At 65.5% G+C, this 25,886-nt stretch carries 31 protein-coding genes; 24 read left to right on the top strand and 7 right to left on the bottom strand.

The window, feature by feature from the left end:
• Window positions 1–41 precede the first annotated feature (41 nt).
• Genes Q0C64_RS04935 through Q0C64_RS04915 form a run of 5 tightly spaced genes read left to right on the top strand, consistent with a single transcriptional unit; the run spans window position 42 to window position 3,162 of the window.
• A complete protein-coding gene (locus tag Q0C64_RS04935; protein ID WP_294121220.1) occupies window positions 42–455 on the top strand; it encodes a VOC family protein in 414 nt (137 codons plus the stop codon).
• Complete coding sequence (locus tag Q0C64_RS04930; RefSeq protein WP_294121219.1) at window positions 452–1,516, top strand: nitronate monooxygenase; 1,065 nt, start codon at window positions 452–454, stop codon at window positions 1,514–1,516. The genes Q0C64_RS04935 and Q0C64_RS04930 overlap by 4 nt, the downstream gene beginning before the upstream one ends.
• Entirely contained in the window at window positions 1,509–2,240 is a 732-nt protein-coding gene (gene gloB / locus Q0C64_RS04925) for a hydroxyacylglutathione hydrolase (protein ID WP_294121218.1), read from the top strand. Before Q0C64_RS04930 ends, gloB begins: the two co-directional genes overlap by 8 nt.
• Before the next feature lie 55 nt (window positions 2,241–2,295).
• Complete coding sequence (locus Q0C64_RS04920) at window positions 2,296–2,715, top strand: hypothetical protein (protein WP_294121217.1); 420 nt, start codon at window positions 2,296–2,298, stop codon at window positions 2,713–2,715.
• 27 nt (window positions 2,716–2,742) lie between these two features.
• Window positions 2,743–3,162 carry a hypothetical protein gene (locus tag Q0C64_RS04915; RefSeq protein WP_294121216.1) on the top strand — a complete coding sequence of 140 codons (420 nt, stop codon included), beginning with the start codon at window positions 2,743–2,745 and terminating at the stop codon, window positions 3,160–3,162.
• On the opposite strand, the gene Q0C64_RS04910 is transcribed toward Q0C64_RS04915, so the two are convergent.
• The 3 genes from Q0C64_RS04910 to Q0C64_RS04900 are packed head-to-tail and all read right to left on the bottom strand — an operon-like array spanning window position 3,159 to window position 7,755.
• Entirely contained in the window at window positions 3,159–4,940 is a 1,782-nt protein-coding gene (locus Q0C64_RS04910; protein ID WP_294121215.1) for an AMP-dependent synthetase/ligase, read from the bottom strand. The genes Q0C64_RS04915 and Q0C64_RS04910 overlap by 4 nt on opposite strands.
• 10 nt (window positions 4,941–4,950) lie before the next feature.
• Entirely contained in the window at window positions 4,951–6,672 is a 1,722-nt protein-coding gene (gene ggt, locus Q0C64_RS04905; protein ID WP_294121213.1) for a gamma-glutamyltransferase, read from the bottom strand.
• Window positions 6,673–6,681: 9 nt separating this feature from the next.
• On the bottom strand, window positions 6,682–7,755 hold the full coding sequence (locus Q0C64_RS04900) for a quinone-dependent dihydroorotate dehydrogenase (protein ID WP_294121212.1): 1,074 nt from the start codon (window positions 7,753–7,755) through the stop codon (window positions 6,682–6,684).
• A 95-nt stretch (window positions 7,756–7,850) separates the two neighbouring features.
• Between Q0C64_RS04900 and Q0C64_RS04895 the strand changes: the two genes are divergently transcribed.
• The 10 genes from Q0C64_RS04895 to mddA all read left to right on the top strand — a co-directional run bounded on the left by Q0C64_RS04895 (window position 7,851) and on the right by mddA (window position 14,651).
• A complete protein-coding gene (locus Q0C64_RS04895) occupies window positions 7,851–8,336 on the top strand; it encodes an Rrf2 family transcriptional regulator (RefSeq protein WP_294121210.1) in 486 nt (161 codons plus the stop codon).
• Window positions 8,333–9,802 (top strand): Fe-S cluster assembly protein SufB, encoded by a 1,470-nt coding sequence (gene sufB / locus Q0C64_RS04890; RefSeq protein WP_294121208.1) that lies wholly within the window; start codon window positions 8,333–8,335, stop codon window positions 9,800–9,802. The genes Q0C64_RS04895 and sufB overlap by 4 nt, the downstream gene beginning before the upstream one ends.
• On the top strand, window positions 9,799–9,990 hold the full coding sequence (locus Q0C64_RS04885; RefSeq protein ID WP_294121205.1) for a hypothetical protein: 192 nt from the start codon (window positions 9,799–9,801) through the stop codon (window positions 9,988–9,990). Before sufB ends, Q0C64_RS04885 begins: the two co-directional genes overlap by 4 nt.
• 60 nt (window positions 9,991–10,050) lie before the next feature.
• Window positions 10,051–10,344, top strand: a complete 294-nt coding sequence (locus Q0C64_RS04880; protein ID WP_294121204.1) for a DUF1330 domain-containing protein — start codon at window positions 10,051–10,053, stop codon at window positions 10,342–10,344.
• The gene (gene sufC, locus Q0C64_RS04875) at window positions 10,344–11,087 is read left to right on the top strand and encodes a Fe-S cluster assembly ATPase SufC (RefSeq protein ID WP_294121203.1); all 744 of its coding nucleotides are present in this window, start codon (window positions 10,344–10,346) and stop codon (window positions 11,085–11,087) included. Before Q0C64_RS04880 ends, sufC begins: the two co-directional genes overlap by 1 nt.
• Window positions 11,084–11,824 (top strand): SufD family Fe-S cluster assembly protein, encoded by a 741-nt coding sequence (locus Q0C64_RS04870; RefSeq protein WP_294121202.1) that lies wholly within the window; start codon window positions 11,084–11,086, stop codon window positions 11,822–11,824. The genes sufC and Q0C64_RS04870 overlap by 4 nt, the downstream gene beginning before the upstream one ends.
• Window positions 11,821–13,014: a cysteine desulfurase gene (locus tag Q0C64_RS04865; RefSeq protein ID WP_294121201.1), complete on the top strand. Its 1,194-nt coding sequence runs from the start codon at window positions 11,821–11,823 to the stop codon at window positions 13,012–13,014. The genes Q0C64_RS04870 and Q0C64_RS04865 overlap by 4 nt, the downstream gene beginning before the upstream one ends.
• Window positions 13,015–13,016: 2 nt before the next feature.
• Window positions 13,017–13,487: an SUF system Fe-S cluster assembly protein gene (locus Q0C64_RS04860; RefSeq protein ID WP_294121239.1), complete on the top strand. Its 471-nt coding sequence runs from the start codon at window positions 13,017–13,019 to the stop codon at window positions 13,485–13,487.
• Window positions 13,488–13,847: an iron-sulfur cluster assembly accessory protein gene (locus Q0C64_RS04855; RefSeq protein ID WP_294121200.1), complete on the top strand. Its 360-nt coding sequence runs from the start codon at window positions 13,488–13,490 to the stop codon at window positions 13,845–13,847.
• A gap of 63 nt (window positions 13,848–13,910) precedes the next feature.
• Window positions 13,911–14,651, top strand: a complete 741-nt coding sequence (gene mddA / locus Q0C64_RS04850; RefSeq protein ID WP_294121199.1) for a methanethiol S-methyltransferase — start codon at window positions 13,911–13,913, stop codon at window positions 14,649–14,651.
• Here mddA and Q0C64_RS04845 read toward each other — a convergent pair.
• Window positions 14,648–16,939 carry a S8 family peptidase gene (locus Q0C64_RS04845; protein WP_294121198.1) on the bottom strand — a complete coding sequence of 764 codons (2,292 nt, stop codon included), beginning with the start codon at window positions 16,937–16,939 and terminating at the stop codon, window positions 14,648–14,650. The genes mddA and Q0C64_RS04845 overlap by 4 nt on opposite strands.
• 111 nt (window positions 16,940–17,050) lie before the next feature.
• Here Q0C64_RS04845 and Q0C64_RS04840 point away from each other — a divergent pair, with 111 nt between their 5' ends.
• From Q0C64_RS04840 to Q0C64_RS04830, 3 genes are all read left to right on the top strand, one after another.
• Window positions 17,051–17,734: a pyrimidine 5'-nucleotidase gene (locus Q0C64_RS04840; protein ID WP_294121196.1), complete on the top strand. Its 684-nt coding sequence runs from the start codon at window positions 17,051–17,053 to the stop codon at window positions 17,732–17,734.
• Window positions 17,731–18,552 carry a 2,3,4,5-tetrahydropyridine-2,6-dicarboxylate N-succinyltransferase gene (dapD, locus tag Q0C64_RS04835; protein WP_294121195.1) on the top strand — a complete coding sequence of 274 codons (822 nt, stop codon included), beginning with the start codon at window positions 17,731–17,733 and terminating at the stop codon, window positions 18,550–18,552. The genes Q0C64_RS04840 and dapD overlap by 4 nt, the downstream gene beginning before the upstream one ends.
• A gap of 92 nt (window positions 18,553–18,644) precedes the next feature.
• A complete protein-coding gene (locus Q0C64_RS04830; protein ID WP_294121194.1) occupies window positions 18,645–19,655 on the top strand; it encodes an EamA family transporter in 1,011 nt (336 codons plus the stop codon).
• Here the strand turns inward: Q0C64_RS04830 and Q0C64_RS04825 are convergent.
• Window positions 19,621–20,196 carry a TlpA disulfide reductase family protein gene (locus Q0C64_RS04825; RefSeq protein WP_294121193.1) on the bottom strand — a complete coding sequence of 192 codons (576 nt, stop codon included), beginning with the start codon at window positions 20,194–20,196 and terminating at the stop codon, window positions 19,621–19,623. The two genes, Q0C64_RS04830 and Q0C64_RS04825, sit on opposite strands and share 35 nt — an antisense overlap.
• A 16-nt stretch (window positions 20,197–20,212) precedes the next feature.
• Between Q0C64_RS04825 and argH the strand changes: the two genes are divergently transcribed.
• The 3 genes from argH to Q0C64_RS04810 are packed head-to-tail and all read left to right on the top strand — an operon-like array spanning window position 20,213 to window position 22,748.
• Window positions 20,213–21,595: an argininosuccinate lyase gene (gene argH, locus Q0C64_RS04820; protein ID WP_294121238.1), complete on the top strand. Its 1,383-nt coding sequence runs from the start codon at window positions 20,213–20,215 to the stop codon at window positions 21,593–21,595.
• Window positions 21,592–21,888 carry a hypothetical protein gene (locus tag Q0C64_RS04815; protein ID WP_294121192.1) on the top strand — a complete coding sequence of 99 codons (297 nt, stop codon included), beginning with the start codon at window positions 21,592–21,594 and terminating at the stop codon, window positions 21,886–21,888. Before argH ends, Q0C64_RS04815 begins: the two co-directional genes overlap by 4 nt.
• Complete coding sequence (locus Q0C64_RS04810; RefSeq protein WP_294121237.1) at window positions 21,888–22,748, top strand: UTP--glucose-1-phosphate uridylyltransferase; 861 nt, start codon at window positions 21,888–21,890, stop codon at window positions 22,746–22,748. Before Q0C64_RS04815 ends, Q0C64_RS04810 begins: the two co-directional genes overlap by 1 nt.
• Here Q0C64_RS04810 and Q0C64_RS04805 read toward each other — a convergent pair.
• Window positions 22,735–23,289, bottom strand: coding sequence for a response regulator (locus Q0C64_RS04805; protein ID WP_294121191.1), 555 nt, complete (start codon window positions 23,287–23,289; stop codon window positions 22,735–22,737). The two genes, Q0C64_RS04810 and Q0C64_RS04805, sit on opposite strands and share 14 nt — an antisense overlap.
• 35 nt (window positions 23,290–23,324) lie before the next feature.
• Window positions 23,325–23,891: an HNH endonuclease gene (locus Q0C64_RS04800; RefSeq protein ID WP_294121189.1), complete on the bottom strand. Its 567-nt coding sequence runs from the start codon at window positions 23,889–23,891 to the stop codon at window positions 23,325–23,327.
• Between the two features lie 228 nt (window positions 23,892–24,119).
• Here Q0C64_RS04800 and gluQRS point away from each other — a divergent pair, with 228 nt between their 5' ends.
• From gluQRS to Q0C64_RS04785, 3 genes are read left to right on the top strand one after another with little or no spacing between them, the layout of a single operon-like run.
• Window positions 24,120–24,968 (top strand): tRNA glutamyl-Q(34) synthetase GluQRS, encoded by an 849-nt coding sequence (gene gluQRS, locus Q0C64_RS04795; RefSeq protein ID WP_294121235.1) that lies wholly within the window; start codon window positions 24,120–24,122, stop codon window positions 24,966–24,968.
• 10 nt (window positions 24,969–24,978) lie between these two features.
• Window positions 24,979–25,182, top strand: coding sequence for a twin transmembrane helix small protein (locus Q0C64_RS04790; protein WP_294121188.1), 204 nt, complete (start codon window positions 24,979–24,981; stop codon window positions 25,180–25,182).
• A 4-nt stretch (window positions 25,183–25,186) separates the two neighbouring features.
• The gene (locus Q0C64_RS04785; RefSeq protein ID WP_294121233.1) at window positions 25,187–25,750 is read left to right on the top strand and encodes a cob(I)yrinic acid a,c-diamide adenosyltransferase; all 564 of its coding nucleotides are present in this window, start codon (window positions 25,187–25,189) and stop codon (window positions 25,748–25,750) included.
• The last annotated feature ends 136 nt before the right edge of the window (window positions 25,751–25,886 follow it).

Raw genomic sequence — 25,886 nt, 5'->3', positions numbered from 1 at the left:
ACGAACCGTGCATATATAGCGATGAACGGAGTAGCCGCGAAATGAAATTTCTCCATTCCATGCTCCGGGTCTCCGATCCCGAAGCCACTGTTGCATTCTTTCAACTATTGGGGCTCGAGGAGCGGCGGCGAATGGAAGTGCCGCAAGGCAAATATACGCTGATCTTCATGGGCGTTCCGGGTGATGACGGCGGCGAAGTCGAGCTCACGCACAATTGGGAGGAGAGCGACTATGGCGGCGGCCGAAATTTCGGCCACCTCGCTTTCCGCGTCGACGACATCTACGCCACCTGCCAGCACCTGATGGACAATGGCGTGACCATCAACCGCCCGCCGCGCGACGGCCATATGGCATTCGTGAAGTCGCCCGACGGAGTCTCGATCGAGCTGCTGCAGAAGGGCGAGCTCGAGCCGGCCGAGCCCTGGGCATCGATGCCGAACACGGGCAGCTGGTGAGCGGCTGGCCCGACCAGCGCTTCCTGGACCTGGTCGGATCTGAGCATCCGATCATCCAGGCGCCAATGGCCAATGCCGGCGGAGTGGAATTGGTGGCCGCCGCGATCGCGGGCGGCGCGCTCGGCTCGCTCGCCTGCGGCATATTGTCGCCGTCTGAAATTCGCGACCAGGCCGCGCAGGTCCGCGGGCGCGCCAAGGGACCGATCAATCTCAACTTCTTCTGCCACCAGATGCCGGAGCAATTCGACGATTCCGCCTGGCGGGCACTGCTCGAGCCCTATTATCGCCGGTTCGGCATCACGCCCGAGCCGCCGGGGCCGCTGCGGCTGCCATTCGACGCGGCGGCCTGCGCCATGGTCGAGCAAGTGAAACCCGAAGTGGTCAGCTTCCACTACGGCCTGCCTCCGCAAGAGCTGCTCGACCGGGTCAAGGCGAACGGCGCGGTCATCCTGTCGAGCGCGACGACCGTGGCCGAAGCGCGCTGGCTGGAGCAGCGCGGCGTCGATGCCGTCATCGCCCAGGGGTTCGAAGCCGGCGGCCACACCGGCCGCTTCCTCGGCTCCGACCCATCGCAGGCGGTCGGCCTGTTCGCCCTGCTCCCGCAGGTTGTCGATGCGGTGTCGGTCCCGGTCATTGCGGCGGGAGGAATTGCCGATGGACGCGGCATTGCCGCCGCATTCGCACTGGGGGCCAGCGCCGTGCAGATCGGAACCGCCTATCTGCTCACTCCGGAAAGCCTGATCGCTCCCGAGCATAAGGAATTGCTGCCCGGCCGCCCGACCGTGATGACCAACCTCTATAGCGGCGGGCTGGCCCGGGCCGCGGTTGGCCGGCTGATCGAGGAACTCGGACCGGTGCGCGATGAGGCCCCGCCTTTTCCGCTGGCCTCGGCCGCGATCATACCATTGTGGCGCGAAGCCCAGCGGCGCGGCGAGTGGGATTGGCTGCTGCCCCTTGCCGGACAGTCGGCTGCACTTGCCGAACGGCTGCCCGCAACCCAATTGACCCGTAAGCTCGCCGCCGACGCATTGGAGATGATGGGAAGCCCAGTGGATGCTTGAGATTGTCGCGGTACCGGCCTTTGCCGACAATTATCTGTGGCTTGCCCATGATGCGGCGAGCGGCGAAACCGCGGTGGTCGATCCCGGCGATCCCGCCCCCGTCCTGGCGGAAGCTGACAAGCGCGGCTGGCGCATCACCAAGATCCTCAACACCCATTGGCATCCCGATCACACCGGCGGTAACCTGGCGATCAAGCAGGCGACCGGCGCCGCTATCATCGGCCCCGCCGGCGAGAATGGCCGCGTGCCCGGGCTCGATGTCGCAATCAAGGAAGGCGACCGGATTTCGATCGGATCACACGGGGCAGATGTGTGGGAAGTGCCCGGCCATACGCTCGGCCATATCGCCTATATCTTCCGCGACGACCATGCCGCATTTGTCGGCGACACCATGTTCGCGATGGGCTGTGGGCGGCTGTTCGAAGGCACGCCGGAGCAGATGCGCCATTCGCTCGGCCGGCTGGCCGGCCTGCCCGACGACTTCAGGCTCTACTGCGCGCACGAATATACGCTGGCCAATGCCAGGTTCGCGGCCCACGCCTTCCCCGGCAATGCGGCGATTGGCGAAAGGCTGGCGGCCGTCATCGCAGCGCGCGATGTGGGCCGCATGACCGTCCCGACCACGGTGGCCGAGGAACGGGAGACCAACCCCTTCCTGCTGGCCGACAGCATCGAACATTTCGCTTCATTGCGCGCGGAAAAGGACAATTTTCGTTCGGCCTAAGTTCAGGCAGTCGCGTTTAGAATCGCAACCCATATCCAAAAAGGGAGAGTTACCGATGAACCTCCGTCCCTATTTCCTGGCCGCCGCCACCGGCGCCGCGCTGATCGTCGGATCGACGGTCGCTGTCGCGGAAAAGGATAGCGACAGCGCCAGAACCGCAGAGAAACTCGGCAAGGCCCTCGCCGGCCGCACCGCCGGCCAGCCGGTCAGCTGCATCGGCAACATGCGCGGATCGGACATGACGATCGTCGATGACTACACCATCCTCTTCAAGGAAGGCGGCACGGTCTACGTCCAGAAGCCGCGCGGCGGCTGCTATGGGCTCGGCAACGGCAATTACACGCTGGTCACGCGCCTCAATGGCAGCAGCCGGCTGTGCAACGGCCAGATCGGCGAGATCGTCGACCGGGTGTCCGGCTATGGCTTCGGCTCCTGCGTGTTCGGCGACTTCGTGCCCTACCGGAAGGCGAGCTAAGGATTTCGACAGCAAGAGGGACGGACGATGAGGAAATTGGCGGTTGCGCTGTTGGCGCTTGGCGGTTCGGCGGCATTGGCGGCCTGCACGGCGTCGGCGGTGCCCGATACGCCGAGCCCCAGGGCCCAGCGCGACCTCGCCGAGGCGCTGGCCGGCCGGACGCAGGGCCCTGCGCAACGCTGCATCCCCAATTATCGCGCCAACAATATGCGGGTGATCGACGACAGCACCATTCTGTTCCAGGATGGGCGGACGCTGTATCTGCAGAAGCCGCGGGGCGAGTGTTTCGGCATCGGCAACGGCAGCCGGACTTTGGTCACGCGCCCGTTCGGCACGACCGACCTGTGCGACGGCGACATCAACCATACGATCGATCTCGTGTCGCACATCGAAGGCGGGTCCTGCGTATTCGGGCCGTTCGTCCCCTACACCAAGGCGAAGAGCTAGGCCTCGGCGCTCGCCGGGCGCTTGTAGAGCGCGCCCAGCCGCTCGCCATAGGCCCCGCCGATGACGTGGCGGCGGATCTTCATCGACGGCGTCAGCATTTCATTCTCGACCGAGAATGGCTCGTCGGCGAGGATGAAGCGGCGCACCTTTTCGATCACGCTGAGCTCGGCGTTGACCCGGTCGACCGCCTTGCTGAGCGCCTTCTGCATGCCCTCGGGATCATCCTTGAACCGCTTCATCTCCTCGGGGTCGGGCACCAGCAGCGCGACCAGGTGAGGCTGGCGGTCGCCATAGACCATCGCCTGGAGGATTTCGGGCTGCAGTGTCAGCATTCCCTCGACACGTTGCGGCGAGACATTGTCGCCCTTGTCGTTGACGATCAAATCCTTCTTGCGGTCGGTAATGACGATCCGGCCCTTGTCGTCGAGATGGCCGACATCGCCGGTGCCGAGCCAGCCGTCGTTCAGGACCCGGGCGCTTTCCTCGTCATTGTGCCAATAGCCCCGCATCACCAGCTCGCCGCGGACCAGGATCTCGCCGTCGTTGGCGATGCGGACTTCGGTGTTGAGCAACGGCGGACCGACCGTCTCGGCGCGGATTCCGGTCTTGGGCCGGTTGCAGCTGATCACCGGCCCGGCCTCGGTCTGGCCATAGCCCTGCAGCATCGGCAACCCCATCGCCTGGAAGAATAGCCCGACGTCGGGATTGAGCGGCGCTCCGCCCGAGACCATCGCTTTCATCCTCCCGCCGAACTTCTTGCGGACCTTCTTGCGCAGGGTCAGCGACAACAGCCCGTCCATCGGCAGGTCCCACGGCACGCGCTTGCCGGCGTGGCGCTTGGCCTCGATCGAGATGGCGCGGCTCATCATATATTCGGGCAGGCCGCCGTCCTTTTCGACCTGCTTCATGATCTTGGCGCGCAGCATTTCGAACAGGCGGGGAACCACCACCATGATCGTCGGGCGTACTTCTTCAATGTTGGCAGCGAGCTTTTCAAGGCTCTCGGCATAATAGATTTGCGCACCGAGCGAGATCGGGAAGTGCTGCCCGCCGGTATGCTCATAGGCGTGGCTGGCGGGCAGGAAGGACAGGAACACCTCGTCGTCCCAGCCGAAGTCATTGGCGATGACATCGACGCAGCCCTCGGCGTTGTGCAGGATCATGCCGTGATGCTGCATCACCCCGCGCGGGGCGCCGCCGGTGCCGCTGGTATAGATGATGCAGGCGAGGTCCTCGCGCTTCACATCCGCCACGCGCCGTTCGACCGCGCCGAGGTCCGATCCCCCGGCAATGAGCTCATCCCAATGATGGAATTGCGCGATGTCCGGCGACTGGCCGGTGATGATGTCGTCGATCGAGATGACGTGGCGGCATTCCGACGAGAACAGCACCGCCGGCAGCAAATTCTTGGCCAGCTTCTGGGTCGAGACGATCACCGCGCTGGCGCCCGAATTGGCGAGGATATGCTGGTGATCGCGGGTGGTGTTGGTGGTGTAGGTCGGCACGGTAACGCAGCCCGCCGCCATGATGCCGAGGTCGGCGATCAGCCATTCCGGCCGGTTCTCGCTGACCAGCATGACGCGGTCGCCGGGCTTTAACCCGAGCCGATGGAAGCTCTCGGCCAGCGCGGCAACTTGCCGCGCCGCTTCATTGTAGCTGATCGATTGCCAGCTGCCCTCGACCTTCTTCCACAGGAAGGGCCCGTCGCCGCGTTCGCGGACCCGGGTCAGGAACATCGATACCAGGTTCGGGAAATTCTCGAGCTGGGTTCCGGCCATTTGCTAGATCCTACTGCTGTACCGCGACGCCTTCACTGCGCGGATCAGCGGCGCCTACCCAATGGCCATTCTTCCACTCGACAGCATTGGCCTTGAGGTACAAGTCGCCGACCTGGATGTCGGAGTGACCGAGCGCCTTTAGCCCCGGTATGATCGCATTGAGACCGTTCCCGGCCTCAATGTAAACCGTGCTTCCTCCCGGCGCATAGACCAGCGGCAGGGCGATCGCGTCCTGCGCCGACAGGTCCCAGTCGATCACGCCGACAATCGCCTTGGCGACCTGGGTAATGATCGTCGATCCGCCGGCCGCGCCGACCGCCAACCGAACCCGTCCGTCGGGCCCGAAGACGATGGTCGGCGACATGGAGCTGCGCGGGCGCTTGCCGCCCTCCACCCGGTTTGCGGTCGGAACGCCATTGGCGTCGGGGACGATGTTGAAATCGGTCAACTCATTGTTGAGATAATAGCCGCTGACCATCAGGCCCGAGCCATAGCTGCTCTCGATCGTCGAGGTGAGGCTGGCGATGTTGCCCTCGGAATCGGCGGCAACGAAATTGGACGTGCCATGCTCGGCTTGCTCCGGCGCCGAAGCCAGTTGCGGAGCGCCGGCGGGGGTCCCCGCGCTGACCGCTGCCATGGTTCCATCGGGCGAGATCAGCGCCGACCGCTTCGCCAGATATTGCGGGTCGGTGAGGCCGGCGACCGGGACCTGCACGAAATCTGAATCACCGAGGTAGCGGCCGCGATCGGCATAGGCGAGCCGAGTCGATTCAATGAACAGGTGCCAGGCCGTCGGATCGTCCTTGCCCAGCGCCTTCATGTCGAAGCGTTCGAGCTGCTTCAAAATCGCGAACACCGTGGTCGCGCCCGATGACGGCGGACCCATCCCGCAAATGCGATAGCCGCGGTATGTGCCGCAGACGGGGACGCGCTGCTTGGCATCATAGGCGGCGATATCGCCAACGGTCATCGGCGCCGCATTGCGCGGTGCCCCGGTCACTGTGGCGGCAATCGCCTGGGCATTGGGTCCGACGTAGAAGCTGTCCGGTCCGCGCTCCGCCAACTGAGCGAGGAAGCTGGCCAGCGCCGGATTGGTAATGCGCGTTCCGACCGGCTTGGGCGTGCCGTCAGCCTGGTAATAAATGGCCCGGCCAGCGGCCGTCAGCGCGCCGGTTTCGGCACCGCCGGCAAGCATGCGGTGACCGCGCGGCGAAAGGATGAAGCCGTCGCGTGCCAGTCGGATCGCCGGCTCGAACAGCGCCTTCCACGGCAGTTTGCCATGCTTGGCATGGGCCAGCGCCATCATCCGCACATTACCCGGCACGCCGACGCTGCGGCCCCCAGGCTGCGCTTGATCGAACGACATCGGCTGGCCGTCGACGTAGAACCAGGTCGGGGTCGCGGCCATCGGCGCAACTTCGCGTCCGTCGAAGGTTTCGACGTTGCCGCGCGCGTCGCTATGCACCAGGAAGCCGCCGCCGCCGATGCCCGAGCTTTGCGGTTCGACCACCGTCAGCGCGAGCAAGATCGCCAACTCCGCATCGGTCGCGCTGCCGCCTTGCCGCAGGATCTCGGCGCCGGCCTCGGCCGCGCGCGGATCGGCGGCGCTGACCATGCCGGGCACCGCCTGAGCCGGCGGAGCGGCCGTCGGAGCAGAAGGCTGGATGGTTTGGGAAGTGGTGCAGGCGCCCAGCGCCATGGCTGCGAGCAGCGTCGAGAAACGGCGGATCATGGCCTCGGGCTAGCGGCTTCCCACTGCCTCGGCAATGCTCGACATGCCCTCGCGCTTCAGCTGCTCTGCAAGACCATCGGCGATGCGGCGGGCAATTCCCGGCCCTTCATAGACCATCGCCGAATAGAGCTGGACCAGCGACGCGCCGGCGGCGATCCGCTCCCACGCGTCATGACCGTTCTCGATCCCACCGGCGGCGATCAGCGGGATCTGGCCGCCGGAAGCTGCGCGGAACTTGCGCAGCTGCTCCAGTGCCAACGCCTTCAATGGCCGCCCCGATAGGCCGCCGGCCTCATTGGCATGGCGCGACTTCAACGGTGGACGCGAGACGGTGGTGTTGGCGACGATCAGCGCATCGATGCCATGATCGATCGCGGCGCGAACAATGCGGTCGTGATCGCCGCTTTCCAGGTCCGGTGCGACCTTCAGGAAGATCGGAGGAGGGGCAGTCCGGGGGACTGCCTCGGTATCCGATCTCGGAATGCCCGGCGCGCGCGCTTCCCGCACCGCCGCCAGCAACTCGACCAGCTCACCGCCTGCCTGCAGGTTGCGTAAGCCCGGCGTATTGGGCGAGCTGATGTTGATGGTGAGATAGTCGGCGACCGGGCTCATTGTTCGGACGCCCGCGACATAGTCGGCGATCCGGTCCGCGCTGTCCTTGTTGGCACCAATGTTGACGCCGACGATCCCGCGAGCACCGTCGCGCTTGGCCAGCCGCGCAAGTGCATCGGCCTGCCCACGATTGTTGAACCCCATGCGGTTGATCACCGCGCGGTCTTCCTTGAGCCGGAACAGGCGAGGCCTTGGGTTGCCCGCCTGCGGTTGTGGCGTGACCGTGCCGACTTCGACAAATCCGAAGCCGAGCCCAAGCATCGCGTCGGGTACCTCGGCGTCCTTATCGAAACCTGCGGCCAATCCGACCGGCGAGGGGAAGGTCAAACCTGCGACCGACTGCGACAACTCCGGCGCGAAGCGCGGCAGTGGCAACGGCGGCGCCAGCTTCAACGCCTTGATCGTCGCGCGGTGCGCCGTTTCGGCGTCGAGCGCGAAGGCCATGGGTCGAAGAAGCTTGTAGAGCGACATAGAGCGCCGCTGTGTCATTGCGGGAGCGGAGAGGCAATGACGTTGTAAAATGCCACTCAATCACCTAAATCGGACTGGAAAGCTCCGAATTAGATATGCGACTCACCCATCTTGCCGACTATGCGGTCGTAATGATGCCCGCCGCCGCGCGCCGCGAACCCTGCGCCCGGCTGTCGGCGACCGACCTCTCCGAAGAAACCGGCGTTCCCCTGCCGACCGCGCAGAAGCTGATGCAGAAACTGGCGGCGCATGGCCTGCTGGTCGGGCAACGCGGCGCCGGCGGCGGCTATGCGCTGGCGCGGCCGGCCAATGAGATCAGCCTGGCCGACATCGTCGAGGCGGTCGAAGGGCCGATCGTGCTGACGATGTGTGCGGACGGCGTGAACCATGAGTGCGCGCTCGATGCGCACTGCAAGGTCAAGCCGCACATGAGCATCGTCGGCGACGCCATCCGCACATCGCTAAGTGCTGTTTCGCTGGCACAGCTTAGTTCCCCTGCGAAGGCAGGGGCCCAGACGCGCCGCAACGCGGCGCCTTCGGCGCCGGGCTGGACCCCGGCCTTCGCCGGGGAACGACCATGAACGAGCAGGTCACCAACCGCGAAGCGCGGGAAGCCCTCGCCAAGGATTATGAGTGGGGCTTCGTTTCCGACGTCGAGCAGACCTTCGCGCCCAAGGGCCTCAACGAAGACACGGTCCGCTTCATCTCGGCCAAGAAGGGCGAACCCGAGTGGATGCTCGAATGGCGCCTCAAGGGCTTCCGCGCCTGGCTGGAGATGGAGGAGGTCGACTGGGCCAAGCTCACCATCCCCGAGATCGATTACCAGGACGCCTATTATTATGCCGAGCCCAAGCAGCGGCCCAAGCTGGCGTCATTGGACGAGCTCGATCCGGAGATCCGCCGCACCTATGAGAAGCTCGGCATCCCGATCGAGGAGCAGAAGGTGCTCGCCGGGGTCGAGGGCGCGCGCAAGGTCGCGGTCGACGCGGTGTTCGACAGCGTCTCGGTCGCGACAACCTTCCGCGAGGAATTGAAGGCCGCGGGCGTCATCTTCCTGTCGATCAGCGAGGCGATCCGCGAATATCCGGAGCTGGTGAAGAAGTACCTTGGCAGCGTGGTGCCGCAGCGCGACAATTATTTCGCGTGCCTCAACAGCGCGGTCTTTTCCGACGGTACCTTCGTGCTGGTGCCAGAGGGCGTGCGCTGCCCGATGGAGCTTTCGACCTATTTTCGGATCAATGCCGAGAACACCGGCCAGTTCGAGCGCACCCTGATCGTAGCCGAGAAGGGCGCCTACGTCAGCTACCTCGAGGGCTGCACCGCGCCGATGCGCGACGAGAACCAGCTCCACGCCGCGGTGGTCGAAATCTACGCCCATGAGGACGCCGAGGTGAAATACTCGACCGTCCAGAACTGGTATCCGGGCGACGCCGAGGGCAAGGGCGGCATCTTCAACTTCGTCACCAAGCGGGCGCTGTGCGCCGGGGCACGCTCCAAGGTCAGCTGGACCCAGGTCGAGACCGGCAGCGCGATCACCTGGAAGTATCCGAGCTGCATCTTGAAGGGCGAAGACAGCGTCGGCGAATTTTATTCGGTCGCGCTGACCAACAATTACCAGCAGGCCGACACCGGCACCAAGATGATCCACATCGGCGCGGGATCGCGCTCGACCATCGTCTCCAAGGGCATCAGCGCCGGCAGGTCGAACAACACCTATCGCGGGCTGGTGCGGGTGCTTCCTGGCGCGGAGAATGTCCGCAACTTTACGCAGTGCGATTCATTGCTGCTGGGCAGCGAATGCGGCGCACACACCGTGCCCTACATCGAGGTCAGGAACCCGACCGCGACCATCGAGCATGAGGCGACCACCTCGAAGATCAGCGAGGACCAGCTGTTCTACGCCCAGATGCGCGGGCTCGACACGGAAAGCGCGGTGGCGTTGATCGTCAACGGCTTCGCCCGCGAGGTACTGAAGCAACTGCCGATGGAGTTCGCGGTCGAGGCGCAGAAGCTGCTCGGCATCAGCCTTGAGGGGAGCGTGGGATGATGGGCGGAGACGGCGGCGGTGATTGCAGTGGCGGCGATGCCTTCGTTCACGGTGGTGATGCTGGCGGTGGCGACGCAGCTGTCGGGCATCCACATCAAGCAAAGCCGCTTGATGAGCGCCCCAGGATCAACGGCGAACCAGTGGACGACCAATCCCACGAACTGGTGATCAAGAAGAACGATGCTTAAGATTGAAAACCTACACGCGACCGTGGCCGGCAAGCCCATTTTGAAAGGGAGTATCGGCTGATGTCCCGCGCCCTCGTCGTCGCCACGATCCGGTTCAAGGACAAGGAAAGGTACGACCTTTATGCCGCGGCGTTCCCGGCCGTCTTCCAGGGCAGCGGCGGCGCGGTGCTGGCGGCCGCCGAAGAACCCCTGCAAATGTCCGGCCCCCGTTCGGACGTCGAAAAGATCGTCGTGATGCGGTTCGACAGCGAGGACGCTGCCCACACCTTTCTCAACTCGCCCGACTATCTGCGGATCGCGGAAGACCGCGACGCCGGCGCCGACGTCACCTCGTGGATACTGAAGGGCTTCTGATGCTCAGGATTGAAAACCTCCACGCGACCGTCGCCGACAAGCCGATCCTCAACGGCCTGACCTTGACCGTTCCGACCGGCGAGATCCACGCGATCATGGGGCCCAACGGCGCGGGCAAGTCGACGCTTGCCTATGTGCTCGGCGGGCGTCCCGGCTATGAAGTGACGCAGGGATCGGTGACGTTCGACGGCCGTGACCTGTTTGCCATGGAGCCGCACGAGCGCGCCGCGGCCGGCATGTTCCTCGGCTTCCAATATCCGGTCGAAATTCCCGGCGTCTCCTACCTCCAGTTCCTGCGCGAAAGCCTCAACTCGCAACGCCGGTCGCGCGGCAAAAAGGAGCTCTCCGGCGCCGAATTCATCCGCCTGGCCAAGGACAAGGCGAAGTTGCTCGGCATGGATGCCGAGATGCTCAAGCGCCCGGTCAATGTCGGCTTTTCGGGCGGCGAGAAGAAGCGCGCCGAGATGGTGCAGATGGGGATCATGGACCCCCGCCTCGCCATCCTCGACGAGACCGACAGCGGGCTCGACATCGACGCGCTCAAAGCAGTCGGCGCGGGCATCAATTCGATCATGCGCGATCCGCAAAAATCGGTGCTGCTGATCACCCATTACCAGCGCCTGCTCGACTATGTGACGCCGGATGCGGTGCACGTCCTGTCACGCGGAAAGATCGTCCGTTCGGGCGGCCCGGAACTAGCGCATGAGCTGGAGCGCGAAGGCTATGCGGAGGCGGCGGCATGACCGCGCTCCCGACCCGCAAGCTGGAGGCTTATCGCTACGCCGACATCGATGCGTTGCGCGATGTTTGGGACGGCCTTGCGCAGCCTCAACGGGTTGAAATTGCTGCGCAGCAAAGACTGCAGCAAATCTGGCTGCCGAACGGCGATGAGATCGACATCCGCCGCGTCGAAGTTGTGATCGAGGCGGGCGCGGTCGCGCGCATTTTTGCGCTCAACAATGCTGCACGTTACGGCCGCTACGAAATTGACGTGACGCTGCACGAAGGCGCGGATTTCGCATTCTACGGCGCGAACATCGGCGGCGGCAATTCGACGCTCGAGATCGTCACCACGCTGAAGCATGTCGCGCCCGGCGCGAAATCGCGCCAGACGATCCGCAGCGTTCTGGGCGACAAGGCGACCGGCAGCTTCCTTGGGCGCATCGAAGTGGCGCGCGAAGGCCAACAGACCGACGCCGAGCAATCGGTCAAAGCGATGCTACTCGACCGCGGCGCCACCGCCAACGCCAAGCCCGAGCTGGAGATATTCGCCGACGATGTGAAATGCGCCCATGGCGCGACGGTCGGCGAGCTGGACAGGAACCAGCTGTTCTACGCCGCCGCACGCGGGCTCGATCCGGCGGCGGCGCGGGCGCTGCTGCTCGAGGGCTTTGTCGCCGGATTGTGGGACGAGATCGAAGGGGATGATCAGGGGATCGCCGATTTGGCGCGAGAGGCGCTGCACAAGGTGGCCGCATGAATATCCAAACGCCTTTGAACAGCACCCTCGCGGTCCGCGACCAGTTCCCGGCGATCCCGCCCGGCTGGCACTATCTCGACAGTGCCGCCACCGCACAAAAGCCGCAGGCGGTGATCGACGCAATCACCCGCGCCTACGGCCATGACTATGCGACCGTCCACCGCGGGGTCTACGAACGCTCGGCGGCAATGACCGCGAGCTTCGAAGCCGCCCGCGCCGCGACCGCATCGCTGATCGGCGGCGAAGAGCATGAGGTGGTCTTCACCCGCGGCGCGACCGAGGCGATCAATCTGGTCGCCCGGACCTACCGCAACGAGACCCGCAGGCGCGTGCTGCTGAGCCAGCTTGAGCATCACAGCAATATCGTGCCGTGGCAGCTCGCGGGTTACGAGATCGACGTTGTCCCGCTGACCGAGGACGGACGGATCGACCTCGATGCCGCCGAGCGCCTGGCGAGCGAAGAGCACGCAATCGTCGCTTTCGCCCATGTGTCCAACGTGCTCGGCTCGATCCTCGACGCCAGGCGCGCCGCCGACATAGCCCACAAGGTCGGCGCGAAGCTGTTGCTCGACGGTTGCCAGGCCGCGCCGCGCCTGCCGGTCGACGTCGCCAGCATCGGCGCCGATTTCTACGTCTTTTCCGCCCACAAGGTTTACGGCCCGACCGGGATCGGCGCGCTGTGGGCGCGGCCGGAACTGCTCGACGCGATGCCGCCATGGCAGGGCGGCGGGGCGATGATCGACCGGGTGACATTCGAGAAGACGACCTACCTCCCCGCGCCGTCGCGGTTCGAGGCGGGGACCCCGCACATCACCGGCGCGATCGGCTTCCACGCCGCGATCGACTGGACGCGCAACATCGGCCTCGACGCGCTGCATGCCCATGAAAGCGCGCTGGTTACCGAGGCCCGCGCCGCGCTGCGCGCCGTTCCCGGCGTGACCCTGTTCGGGCCGGAGGACAGCGCCGGGATCGTCAGCTTCGCGCTGGACGGGGTCCACCCCCACGATATCGGCACCATCCTCGACGACAATGGCGTCGCGGTTCGCGCCGGCCACCATTGTGCCCAGCCGTTGATGGACTATCTCGGCGTCCCGGCCACCGCCCGCGCCAGCTTCGCCGCGCATAGCGACGCAAGCGACATCGCGGCGCTGGTCGAGGGCCTGTACAAAGTGAAGCGGATTTTCGGATGACGATGGGCGAAGAGAAAAAGATCGAGGTGGAGGAGGTCGACGGCGTCGGCACCCCGCCGCGCGCCCGCGTCACGCCGGAAACGGCCGCTGAAACCTTTGGGCGGAAGCGCGACTATCTCGCCGGCTTCCTTAGCCAGGAGAAGCCCGCGCCCGAACAGGGCGGCCCCGGCGGCGCGCTGCAGGAAGCGGTCATCGAAGCGCTGAAGTCGATCTACGACCCCGAAATCCCAGTCGATATCTACGAGCTCGGCCTGATCTATGACGTGGCGATCAGCGAGGATGGCGATGCGGTCGTCACCATGACGCTGACCACGCCGCACTGCCCAGTCGCCGAGTCCATGCCGGGCGAGGTCGAGCTGCGCGTGCTGTCGGTCCCCGGGATCCGCGACGCCGAGGTCAAGCTGGTGTGGGACCCGCCCTGGGATCCTTCGAAGATGAGCGACGAAGCCCGGCTCGAATTGGGAATGTTGTAAATGAACAAGCCGACCAAAGTCCGCGCCCGTCCGGCCGCGATCATCCTGACCACGGCGGCCGAAGCGCGCATTGCCGAGCTGATGGCCAAGGCGCCCGAGGGCGCGATCGGCGTCAAGTTGTCGACCCCGCGCCGCGGCTGCTCCGGCCTCGCCTACTCGGTCGATTATGTGACCCAGGAGGACAAGTTCGACGAGAAGATCGAAACGCCGGGCGGCATTTTCTACGTCGACGGCGCCTCGATCCTCTACCTGATCGGCAGCATCATGGACTGGCGCGAGGATGATTTCGCCGCCGGCTTCGTGTTCGAGAACCCCAATGCCAAGGGCAGCTGCGGCTGCGGCGAGAGCTTCACAATCTGAACTAAACCCGCGCGCCAATCGGTGCTAAGGCCGTCCCCCTGAACTGCAGCAAGGGGGAGAGCCATGCGTGCATTGTTCCTGGCCATATCGGTTGTCATTTACGCGGTCTTCTTCGCGACCTTCCTTTACCTGATCGGCTTCGTCGGCAATCTCGCCGGCCTGCCGCTGACCGTGGATCATGGCGGGCCAACCGTGTCGGTCGCAAACGCGGTCATCACCGACATCGTGCTGATCTCCCTCTTCGGGGTGCAGCATAGCGTGATGGCGCGGCAGGGCTTCAAGCGGGCCTGGACGCGGACCGTGCCGCAACCGATCGAGCGCAGCGTCTACGTACTGTTCGCCAGCCTGGCGCTGATCATCCTGTTCAGCTTCTGGCGGCCAATCGAGGGGGTCGTATGGGATGTCGCCAACCCGACGGTGCAGACGATCCTGTGGGCGTTGTTCCTGGCAGGATGGGGCATCGTGCTTTTGAGCACTTTCCTCATCAATCATTTCGAGCTGTTCGGTCTGCAGCAGGCCTGGCTGCACTTGCAGGGCCGCGAGGCAGCGCCGCATGTGTTCCGCCAGCCGCTGTTCTACAAATGGGTTCGCCATCCGCTCTATGCCGGCTTCTTCCTCGCCTTCTGGTCGACGCCGCACATGAGCTATGGCCATTTGCTGCTCAGTGTCGGCATGTCGGTCTATATGCTGATCGCCATCAGCTATGAGGAGAAGGACCTCATCAGCTATTTCGGCCGCGAATATGAAGAGTATCGCGCCCGGGTAGGCATGCTGATCCCGGGGATCGGGCGGCGCTCTTCCTAGAAGCCGAGGCTGTAGCGGATCGCTCCGCCCAGGTCGGGATCCGCCGAGGCAATGTGACCCGGCTGGCGCCGCGCATAGAAATTGGCTCCTAGCCAGCCGCGGCCGAGCGCGGTCGAGTAGCCCAGCTCGGCATCGATCTCGCGGCCCGATGGCGTGAAACTCAATCGTTCGAGCGTCACCGTCTCGCTCTTGGTGGCATAATCATAGCTCGTCGGCAGCATCATCGCGATCCCGCCCTGCTCGACCCTGAGCGGCTGCGCGATGCGCAAGCCCAGCCGGTCCCTGCTCCCCAGCAAGCCATATTTGCTGAGGTCGAACGCATAGGCCCCGGTCTGGAACTTGCCGCCGGCGAAGTCGGTCCAGCCGCGCCGTGCCATGACCGTCGCTGCCCAGCCGCCGCCGAAGCTCTGCCGCGCCTCGAAGTCGAGGAACAGGCTACTCGACCCGCCACCGCCGAAGACATCGCCTAGACGGCCGCCGAGCAGGCTATTCTGCTCACTGAGGCGGCTGATCCCGAACGAGGCCCAGCTGTTGGTACCGAAGCGCCGGTCGAGGGACATGCTGGCCCAACTATAGGGTCGGTCGGGCTCGAACCCTTGCCGCCGCTGCCATGCCTCGCCCTGCTCGGCCGCGACGGTGACACCGGCAAAGCCAAGGCCACGGCGAATAGCCAGGCTGGAGCCGCGCCGGGCCTCGAAGCCGGGATCACCGCTGATGTCGCGGGCGATCAGGAAGGCGCCGGCCTGGGCTTCGGTCAGTTGCCGCTCGATCGCCTTGGCCCCCTGCGAGAAGCCGAACGCTGCTCTCGTCTTGCTGTCCAGCCGCGCAATCGCCGATCCGGCAATCAGCCGCGACTGCCGGGCATCGTCCGGGCCGATTCCCAGCCGGTCGACGTCGATGATGCCGGCCGACCGCGGGCGCTCGGCCACGCTCATCGCGATCGACACCGCGCCGGCCTGAACCGCTGAACCGCGGATGCTGCCGGTCAGCGCGCGCTGCAGCGGCTGTCGCGTGTCGGCCTGGCGAAGGCCCTTGGCCAGGTCGATGGCGAAGGCGCGGTCATAGCCATCGAGAATGACCGCACCCAGCGTCCTCTTGGCGCCGCCGTCTCCAGCCGCTTCCGGCAAGCCGCCCGACGAGGAAGCCGCCGTGACCTGCACGCTGGTGCCGGCAAGGCTGGTGGTTCCGACCGGCTGGAAGGCGCGCTGCAGGTTGAGCCGGCCCTGGCCATAGACGGGGTCGTCGCCTGCCGCACCCAGGTCGTCAGCGGTGGTGAACAGCAGGTCGACGATCTGAGCTCCGGTCATGTTGGGGAAGGCTTGCGCGATCAGCGCGATCGCGGCGGCGATGATCGGCGCGGAGAAGCTCGTGCCCGAATAAAGCGAGCCGATGCCGTTATTGTCGATTGTCCGGACCCGATAGCCGAGCGCGGTCAGATACCAGGCCTGACCGGCCCCCGCCTTGTTGGAGAATGTCGACAGCTGGTTAAGGTCGGTGCCTGCGCCGGATGGCACGCCGATCGACCCGGCAATGATCACCTGGCCAGGGAAATTCTGCGCCGGGACCAGTGCAAACGGATCGGCATTTTGCCCTAGCACAGGATCTGCGCCGTCATTTCCAGCCGAAATCACGAGGATGATGCCGGCATCGACGGCGCGCTGCATGGCCTGCAGCAGGAAGGCGCCGGGTGCCTCGCCGCCCAATGACAGGTTGATCACTTTCGCTCCCGCGATCCGGGCCGCGTCGATGCCCTGGGCGATTGCACCATCGAAAAACTCGCAGCCATTGGCCATCGCGCAGCTGCCCGGATTGTCGGCACGAAGCGATACAATCGTCGCGTTGAAGGCTACGCCAACATTCTGGAGGTCGTTGCGGGCGGCGGCGGCCGTCGCTGCGACGGCCGTTCCATGCCCGTCGTCGTCGCCCAGCGGGCGATTGCCAGCAACGTCCTGGCTGGCCGGGTCGATGCGGCCGGTGAATTCGGCCAGCGTCGGATTGATGCCGCTGTCGATAAAGCCGATCTTGACGCCTTGGCCGGTCGCGCCGCTCTCCCAGGCATGGATTGCGCCGGAGCTGACCGCACCATTGGAGCGTTGATATTCGGCGGTGTCAAAAGTGCCGCCGGGCGTTGGAGTCGGAGTGGGCGTGGGTGTAGGAGTTGGGGTGGGTGTCGGAGTTGGTGTCGGGGTCGGGGTCGACCCGATGCCGCCACCACCACCGTCTCCGCCGCACGCCGAAAGGGCCAGCATCAGCGCACAGGCGGTCGACGCCAAATACCGGTTACTCATCGACAACTCCCCGCCAAACCGTTGGAACTTAACGGCTTTCTCGTAAGTCTTTGTGGTTAATAAAAGCTTTCATTTTGCTGAAGCCGTCAAGCCGGTTTAGAGGCCCAGCTAATGAAATCCCGTTTCGTGCATCTATTCGGTCACATTGGCGACTGGATTTTCGACCTCGACAATTGCCTCTACCCGGCTTCGACCGGCCTGTTCGAGCTGATCGACCAGCGGATGGGTGCCTATATCGAACGCCTGCTCGGCGTCGATCCGGTCGAGGCCAAGCGCGTCCAGAAGGCGCATTTCCACGAACATGGAACGACGCTGGCCGGGCTGATGCGCGAGCATCAGGTCGATCCGCACGAGTTCCTAGACGACGTCCATGCCATCCCGCTCGACCGCGTCGCCCGCGATGAGCGGCTGGCCCGCAATCTCGGCCGCCTGCCCGGCCGCAAGATCGTCTACACCAATGCCGACGAAGCCTATGCGCGGCGCGTGCTCGAAGCGCTCGGCATCGGCGAGCATTTCGCCGAACTGCACGACATCCACGCCGCCGAGCTCCGCCCAAAGCCCGATGACCATGGCTACCGGCTGCTGCTCGACCGGTTCGGGGTCGATCCGGCCCGCGCGGCGATGGTCGAGGACATGGCCCAGAATCTGAAGCCCGCGAAAATGCTGGGGATGACGACCATTTGGGTCGACAATGGCTCGGAACGCGGCAATCACGGCCATCACCCGGATTATATCGATCTCACCATCACCGACGTCGGCGAATGGCTTGAGGACATGCTTGGAGACATCGAATGACGACCGACCTCAAGGCGACCATTGAAGCCGCCTGGGACAACCGCGACGCCATTGATCCCGGCGACGGGGCGCTGAAGCAGGCCGTGGAAACCGCGATCCTCGCCCTCGACAGCGGCGAGGAGCGCGTCGCCGAGAAGGTCGATGGCGCGTGGCGGGTCAACCAGTGGCTCAAGAAGGCAGTGCTGCTGTCCTTCCGCCTGAACCCGATGGAAGCCATCGACGGCGGCCCGGGCGGCGCGCCCTGGTGGGACAAGGTGCCGTCGAAATTCCTCGGCTGGGGCCCTGACCAATTCGCCAAGGCCGGCTTCCGCGCGGTTCCGGGCGCGATCGTCCGCCGCGGCGCCTACGTCGCGCCGGGTGCGGTGCTGATGCCGAGCTTCGTCAACATCGGCGCGCGCGTCGGCGAAGGAACCATGGTCGACACCTGGGCGACGGTCGGCAGCTGCGCCCAGATCGGCAAGAACGTCCATATCTCGGGGGGCGCCGGCATCGGCGGGGTGCTCGAACCGCTCCAGGCCGGACCGGTGATCCTTGAGGACAATTGCTTCATCGGCGCTCGTTCCGAAGTGGCCGAAGGAGTCATCGTCGAGGAGGGCGCGGTGCTGTCGATGGGCGTGTTCCTCGGCGCCTCGACCAAGATCGTCGACCGCGCCAGCGGCGAGGTGATGTACGGCCGCGTCCCCGCTTACTCCGTCGTCGTCCCCGGCAGCCTGCCGAGCGACAAGGGCGGCCCCTCATTGGCCTGCGCGGTGATCGTCAAGCGGGTCGACGAGCGGACGCGCTCCAAAACCAGCATCAACGAGCTGTTGCGCGACTGAGCAATAAGGTCTCCTAATAGCGAGTCGGCCTGCTTTGGTTGGGCCGCAGAGGCAGAATTCCCTAAATGCCATAAGGCATTAGGAGTTTGCCCATGGCCACGCTGAGCGAAGATCTGTTTGACCGCAACCGGCGGGACGCGGGCGTGCCGGCGGCAACCTATGACCCGCCGGTGATCCGGACGATGATGAACCGATCCGACTGGCTGACCCTGGTCGCGATGGCCTTGATCTGGGGCGCGGCCTTCCTGTTCATCCGCATCGCGGTGCAGGAAGTGGCGCCCCTGACCTATGTCTGGCTGCGCCTGTCCCTGGCCGCCGCCGCCATGTGGCTGTTCCTGTGGTGGCGCGGCGAATCGGCCGGCCTGCCGCGGCCGGTCTGGAGCGCCATTTTGGTGCTGGCACTGTTCAACAATGCGATCCCGTTCGTCCTGTTCGGCTGGGGCCAGACGCACATTGCCAGCGGCCTCGCCGCCATCCTCAATGCGACGACGCCGATCTGGGGCGTCGTAGTCGCGCATCTGTTCACCCAGGACGAGAAACTCACCCCCCGCAAGTTCGCCGGGGTCGCGCTCGGCTTTGCCGGGGTCACCCTCATGATCGGCCCGGCGCTGCTCGGCTCGCTCGGCACCAATTTGCTTGCCCAGCTGGCCTGCGTCGCGGCGGCGCTATGCTACGCCTTCGCCGGCGTGTGGGCGCGCCGCTTCCGCGCCATGGGCATCTCGCCGATTTCGGTGACGACCGGGCAGCTCACCGCCGGCGCGCTGATGATGACGCCGGTTGCCCTGCTGATCGACCGGCCGTGGCTTGATGCGATGCCTTCATTGAAGGCGATCGGAGCGATTGTGGCCCTGGCTGTGGTGTGCAGCGCCTTCGCTTATATCCTCTATTTCCGTCTGATCGACCGGGCCGGCGCGACCAACGCGCTGCTGGTGACGCTGCTGGTTCCGCCGGTCGCGATCTTCCTCGGCTCGCTGGTGCTGCACGAAGTGATCGAGCCGCGCGACTTTGCCGGACTGGGCCTCATCGCCCTGGGCCTTGCCGCGATCGACGGGCGGCTGCTCAGGCGCTTCAGGCTTTACTGGGCGGTGTCGGCAACTCGCTGAGCAGCTTTTTGGCTTCCTCGCCGGTCCAGTCGAGGTCACCGACATAGCGCCACACTTCCTTGCCCTCGGCATCGTAGAGGATGGTGGTCGGCATGATCTGGATACCGAGCGCCGAGCTCAGCTTCATGTCGGCGTCGTGATAGGCGGCGAAGCGGCCGATGTCGCGCTCGCCGAGGAACGCCTCGACCGAGCCTTGCGGCGCCATGTCCTGGCTAACCGCGATGACCCCGAGCTTGCCTTCGTCGGCCTGCGCCTGCTCCAGCTGCTGCAAGGTCGGCAGTTCCTTGATGCACGGGGCGCACCAGCTCGCCCATAGGTTGACCAGCACCGGCGAGCCCTTGAACTTGGCCAGGTCGAAGTCTCCGCCGTCGGGATTCTTGAACTTGACGGTCGGCGCCGGCTCGCCCTTGTGGCTGCGGTCGACGCCCTTGGCTTCCTGGCTTTCCGCCGCTGGCGCTTGAGGCGCATCGGCCTTTTGCCTATCGCAACCGGCAATCATAATGGCCGAAGCGGCCAGCAGGAGAGTGACAATCAGCCGCACGGGCGACTCCAATCAAATGTGGGGCGGGCGCTTTGGTGGCGGCCCGGCCGAGGTGATGCGCGAGATAAATGCCTCGATCGCCGTCGACAAGCGATTGTGGCGCGAGGACATCGCCGCCAGCCGCGCCCATGCCGCCATGCTGGGTCGGCAGGGCATCTTGTCGGACGCGGATGCGGCAGCGATCGACGAGGGACTGCTGCAAATCGCGGCGGAGATCGAGGCCGGCCGGCTCGATGAGGATCCGGCCCTCGAAGACATTCATATGCATGTCGAGCATCGGCTCAGCGAGCTGATCGGCGATGCCGCCGGCCGGCTTCACACCGCCCGCTCGCGCAACGACCAGGTCGCCACCGACTTCAAATTGTTCGTCCGCCGCTCGATCGACGAGGCGATCCGCGGAATCGACCCGCTCGAGTCCGTGCTGCTGACCCGCGCCGAGCAGCATGCAGCCGACGTCATGCCCGGCTTTACCCACCTCCAGTCGGGCCAGCCGGTGACGCTCGGCCATCATCTGCTGGCCTATCGCGAAATGCTGGTGCGGGACCGCAGCCGCTTTGCCGATGCCCGGGCAAGGCTGAACCAGTCACCGCTGGGCAGCGCAGCGCTGGCCGGCACCGGCTTCCCGATCGACCGCGACCAGACCGCGGCGGCGCTTGGTTTCGACAAGCCCACCGCCAACAGCATCGACGCGGTCAGCGACCGCGACTTCGTCGCCGATTATCTCCATGCCGCCGCGCTTTGCTCGGTCCATTTGTCGCGGCTGGCCGAAGAGATCGTCATGTGGGCGTCGCAGCCGTTCGGCTTCGTCAAATTGCCCGACGCCTGGTCAACCGGCTCGTCGATCATGCCCAACAAGCGAAATCCCGACGCGGCCGAGTTGGTCCGTGGCCATAGTGCGCGGATCGTCGGCGACCTGGTTGCCCTACTGGTGCTGCTGAAAGGCCTGCCCTTGGCCTATGCCAAGGATCTGCAGGACGACAAGCCGCCTTTGTTCGACGCACATGACCTGCTGGAGCTGAGCCTGGCCGCCATGGCGGGCATGATATCCGACCTGGAGTTCGTGCCCGAGCGGATGCGCGCCGCCGCGGCCGCCGGCCATGCCACCGCCACCGATCTGGCCGACTGGCTGGTCAGTGAAGCCGATGTCCCATTCCGCGAAGCCCATCATATCGCCGGCAGTGCCGTGGCCACGGCCGAGGCAGCCGGCAAGGCGCTCGACGAATTGAGCCTCGAAGAACTTCGGGCAATCGATCCTCGCATCGGCGAGGGCGCCCTGCCCCGCCTGTCGGTCGAGGCGTCGGTCGCTTCGCGCCGTTCGGCTGGCGGGACCGCGCCGGAACGGGTACGAGAAGCGATCGCCGCGGCGCGTGCCGAAATTGCCGCTCGAGAGGGACAATGACCAAGCGTTTCCATATTGCCCTGATGACCCTCGCGCTGGTCGGTTGCGGCCGGACCGCCGACCTCGAGCCGCAGGCCGGCAAGAGCCTGCCGCAGAAGCCCGCGCTGGCCGCCGCCCCGCTTGACGCCGATCAGCTGCTGGTCCTGCCGCCCCAGGCCGCGCCCAATCGGGTCGACGAACTCAACAAGCGCGGCGACGTCCGCACCGCCGACCGCTTCGACCTGCCGCCGGCCGATGGCGACGCCTCGACGCCAAACACCACCGGCCCCGACAATCAGGAAGTCCCGCATTGATCAAGCCAATCCGCAAGGCGGTCTTCCCGGTCGCCGGGCTGGGCACGCGCCTGCTCCCCGCCACCAAGACCATGCCCAAGGAAATGCTGACGATCGTCGACCGGCCGCTGATCCAATATGCGGTCGACGAGGCCCGCGAAGCCGGTATCGAGCAGATGATCTTCGTCACCGGCCGCGGCAAATCGACTTTGGTCGATTATTTCGACGTCAGCTTCGAGCTTGAAGCGACCATGGAAAAGGCCGGCAAGAGCCTTGAGCCACTGGCGCCCACCAAGGTCAGGAACGGCGAAATCGTCTCGGTCCGGCAGCAACAGCCGCTCGGCCTCGGCCATGCCGTGTGGTGCGCGCGCGACATCGTCGGCGACGAGCCCTTCGCCGTGCTGCTGCCCGACGATCTGATGGTCGGCCAGCCGGGTGCGCTAAAGCAAATGGTCGACGCCTATGCCGAAATGGGCGGCAACATCATTTGCGCGCAGGAGGTCGCGGCCGACAAGACCAGCAGCTACGGCATCATCACGCCCGGCGAGACCAGGGGCACGGCGACCGAAGTGTTCGGCCTGGTCGAAAAGCCGAAGCCGGAGGATGCGCCGTCGCGGCTCGGCGTCGTCGGACGCTACATCCTCCAGCCCGAATTGATGGATATTTTGGGCAAGGGCGAACGCGGCGCCGGCGGCGAGATCCAGCTGACCGACGGCATGGCCCAGCTGATCGGCAAGCAGCCCTTCCATGCGCTCAAGGTCGATGCGGTGCGGCACGATTGCGGGGACAAGGCCGGCTTTGTGCTGGCCAACCTCGCGCTTGCGCTGGACCGGGCGGACCTGCGCCCCAGGATTGAGGAATTTCTCGCTAGTCGCGGCTGACGAGCTGTTGCAGCCGGAGGCGTTCGGCCTCGCTCTGCTGGAGCGCGGCGCGGGTTTCGCCTAACTCGATCGCGCGGGTGATGACGCGGGCGTCGAGCGTCGCATTGTCGATGCGCAATTCCTTGACCGACCGGGCGCGATTGATGCGCCGGGCGATGCGCGCCGTCAGCACTTCGAAATGGAACGGCTTGGCGACAACATCGTCGGCCCCGGCGAGGAACCCCTCGACCGCGCCGCCGCTATCGGTTCGCCCGGTGATGAGGATGACCGGCGTGTCCTTCAGCACCGTATCGTCGCGGATCAGGCGGGTCAGTTCGACCCCGCTGACGTGGTCCATCCTGAGTTCTGCCAGCACCAGGTCGACCGGCAGGCGCAGCATTTCGGCAGTGGCGTTCTGGGCATTCTCGCAGCCGATGATCCGGTAGCCGGCCTCGCCCAGCCGCTTGGCCAGCACCGACAGCGCGCTGCGGTTGGGCTCGATGATCAGCAGGCGCGCGGCGCCTTCGCTATGGATGGACAGCGGAGCCGGGTCGATTTGCATGCCGCCATTGCTAAACGGAAATGGTTAACGGCTTCTTAGGCTTCCAGCTCGACGTCCCAGTAGAGATAGTCGCACCAGCTCTGGTGCAGGTAATTGGGCGGAAAGCTCTTGCCATGGTCCTGCAGCTGCCAGCTGGTCGGCCGGATCGGCTCGCGCTCGATATGCATGCCGGCCTGGCGCGGTGTGCGGCCGCCCTTCTTGAGGTTGCACGGGGCGCAGGCGGTGGCGACATTCTCCCAATTGGTCCGACCGCCCTGGGCCCGCGGCACGACATGATCGAAGGTCAGCTCGCGGTGCGACCCGCAATAGACGCAGCGGAAGCGGTCGCGCAGGAACAGGTTGAACCGGGTGAAGGCCGGATATTCGTTGGGCCGGACATATTGGCGCAGCGCAATCACCGACGGCAGCTTCAAGGACGCCGACGGGCTGTGCACTTCCCGGTCATAATGGGCGACGACGTCGACCCGCTCGAGGAACATCGCCTTGATCGCGGTCTGCCACGGCCATAGCGACAGGGGATAGTAGCTGAGCGGCGTGTAGTCGGCGTTCAGCACCAACGCCGGGCAAGAGTCCGGATGGCGGAGGAGGTCAGGATGGTACACGGCGCAACATTCTCCAGCGTTCCTATGGCCAAGAACGCCGCGCCTCCGGCCTAGTCGCACCATTCCGCGGCTTGCCAGGCCTGCGGAACCTTGGCGGGAGACCGGCAGCCTAAGCCCGTCTTTCCGTCTGCGACCCCGGATGCCAACCCGAGGTGACGGTGGCATGACACCACAAGTGGCGAATCACCGTCAAGTACCGGATTTGTCGGCTTTTCAAAGGAGTGAGTCCTGAAGGTCACACGTTTCGCCCCCTCGCCGTCGGGCCGCCTGCACCTTGGCCATGCCTTTTCGGCGGTGATCGGCCATGCCCATGCGCGGGCCAGCGGGGGCAAATTCCGCCTCAGGATCGAGGATCTTGACCCCGGCCGCTGCCGCCCCGAATTTGTCGGCGGCATCTTCGAGGATCTCGGCTGGCTTGGGCTGACCATCGACGGCGCGCCGATCGTCCAGTCGGAGCGGACCCACCTTTACAGCCAAGCCCTGGACCGGCTGAGGGCCGAAGGGTTGGTCTATGCCTGTTTCTGCACCCGGGCCGAGATTGCCCAGTCGCTGACTGCGCCGCACGGCGATGCCGGAACCCATTATCCAGGCACCTGCCGCCCGCTTCCCGACGATCCCGAACGCCGCGCGGCGTTGCCGCACTGCTGGCGGCTGGACAGCGGCAAGGCGCAGCGGATCGCCGGCCTGCCGAGCTGGATCGAAGAAGACGGCAACCGATTCCACAGCAAGCCGAGCGATTTCGGCGATGCGATCCTGGCGCGGAAGGACGCGCCCTCCTCCTATCACCTCGCCTGCGTGGTCGACGACGCCGCCTCGGGCGTGAATCTGGTGGTGCGCGGTGAGGATCTGCGCCCGTCGACCCCGACCCAGCGCCTGCTCCAGATCCTGCTCGATCTGCCCGAGCCCAACTATCTCCACCATCCGCTGGTCACGCACGAGAACGGGCGCCGGCTGGCCAAGCGCGATCTCGCCCCGACGCTGGCGGCGATGCGCGAAAGCGGCGTCGATGGACCGGCCCTCGCTGCCCAGTTGCTGGAAGGCCAACTTCCCCTAGGATTCCGCCTGTCCGGAGCCTAGATAGCCCGCCATGAACATACCTCTCACCATCCTGCTCGTGATCGCCATGGCGGCGGTCGCCTATGTCCTTGTTCGCGGCGTCATTGCCATGGCCCAGGGCAAGGACGTCACCGGCGAGGTCCAGCAGGGCTATATGCAGAAGCGGGTGATGTATCAGGCCATCGCGATCCTGATCGTCGTCCTGATCCTGTGGCTCGCCCGCAGTCAGGGTTAGGCTCCTGGTCAAGCTCAACAAAATCTACACGCGCACCGGCGACGGCGGCAGCGCCGGGCTGGTCGACGGCAGCCGCGTCTCCAAATCCTCCGCCCGAATGGCCGCGATCGGCGAAGTCGACGAGGCCAATAGCGTGATCGGCGTGGCCATCGCCGCACTGCAGCCCGGCATGACCGTCAGCCAGCTGCGCGCCATCCAGAACGAGCTGTTCGATCTTGGCGCCGATCTCGCCACGCCCGACGGGGTCGAAGGCGCCCTTCGCATCGTCGAGCGGCAGGTGACGCGGCTCGAAGAAGAAATTGACGCGATGAACGAGGCGCTGGCTCCGCTGACCAGCTTCATCCTCCCCGGTGGCTCGATGGGCGTCGCGCTGATCCACCAGGCGCGCTGCGTCGTCCGCCGCGCGGAGCGGGCCGCAGTCGCGCTCAACGAGGCCGAACCGGTCAACACCCATGCGCTCGCCTATTTGAACCGATTGTCCGATCATCTGTTTGTCGCTGCGCGGCATTTGGCCGCGGCAGAGGGTGGCGACGTGCTGTGGCAGCCTGGGGCGACTCGCGGCGATTAGGGCGCTGTTCGTCCACCATAGCGAACATTTATAGAACAGATGACTTTCCCCGCGGACTGAATCATGGCAGGGGGCTGGCCATGGCCCGAGGAGACTCAGCCACCGACGGCAACATGCTCCGCGACCGGCTGGCCGC

The sequence above is a fragment of the Sphingomonas sp. genome, assembly GCF_023266535.1.
Lineage (GTDB): Bacteria > Pseudomonadota > Alphaproteobacteria > Sphingomonadales > Sphingomonadaceae > Sphingomicrobium.
Note: the sequence above shows the minus strand (reverse complement) of the source record. Positions and strands in the feature narration are given on the sequence as shown.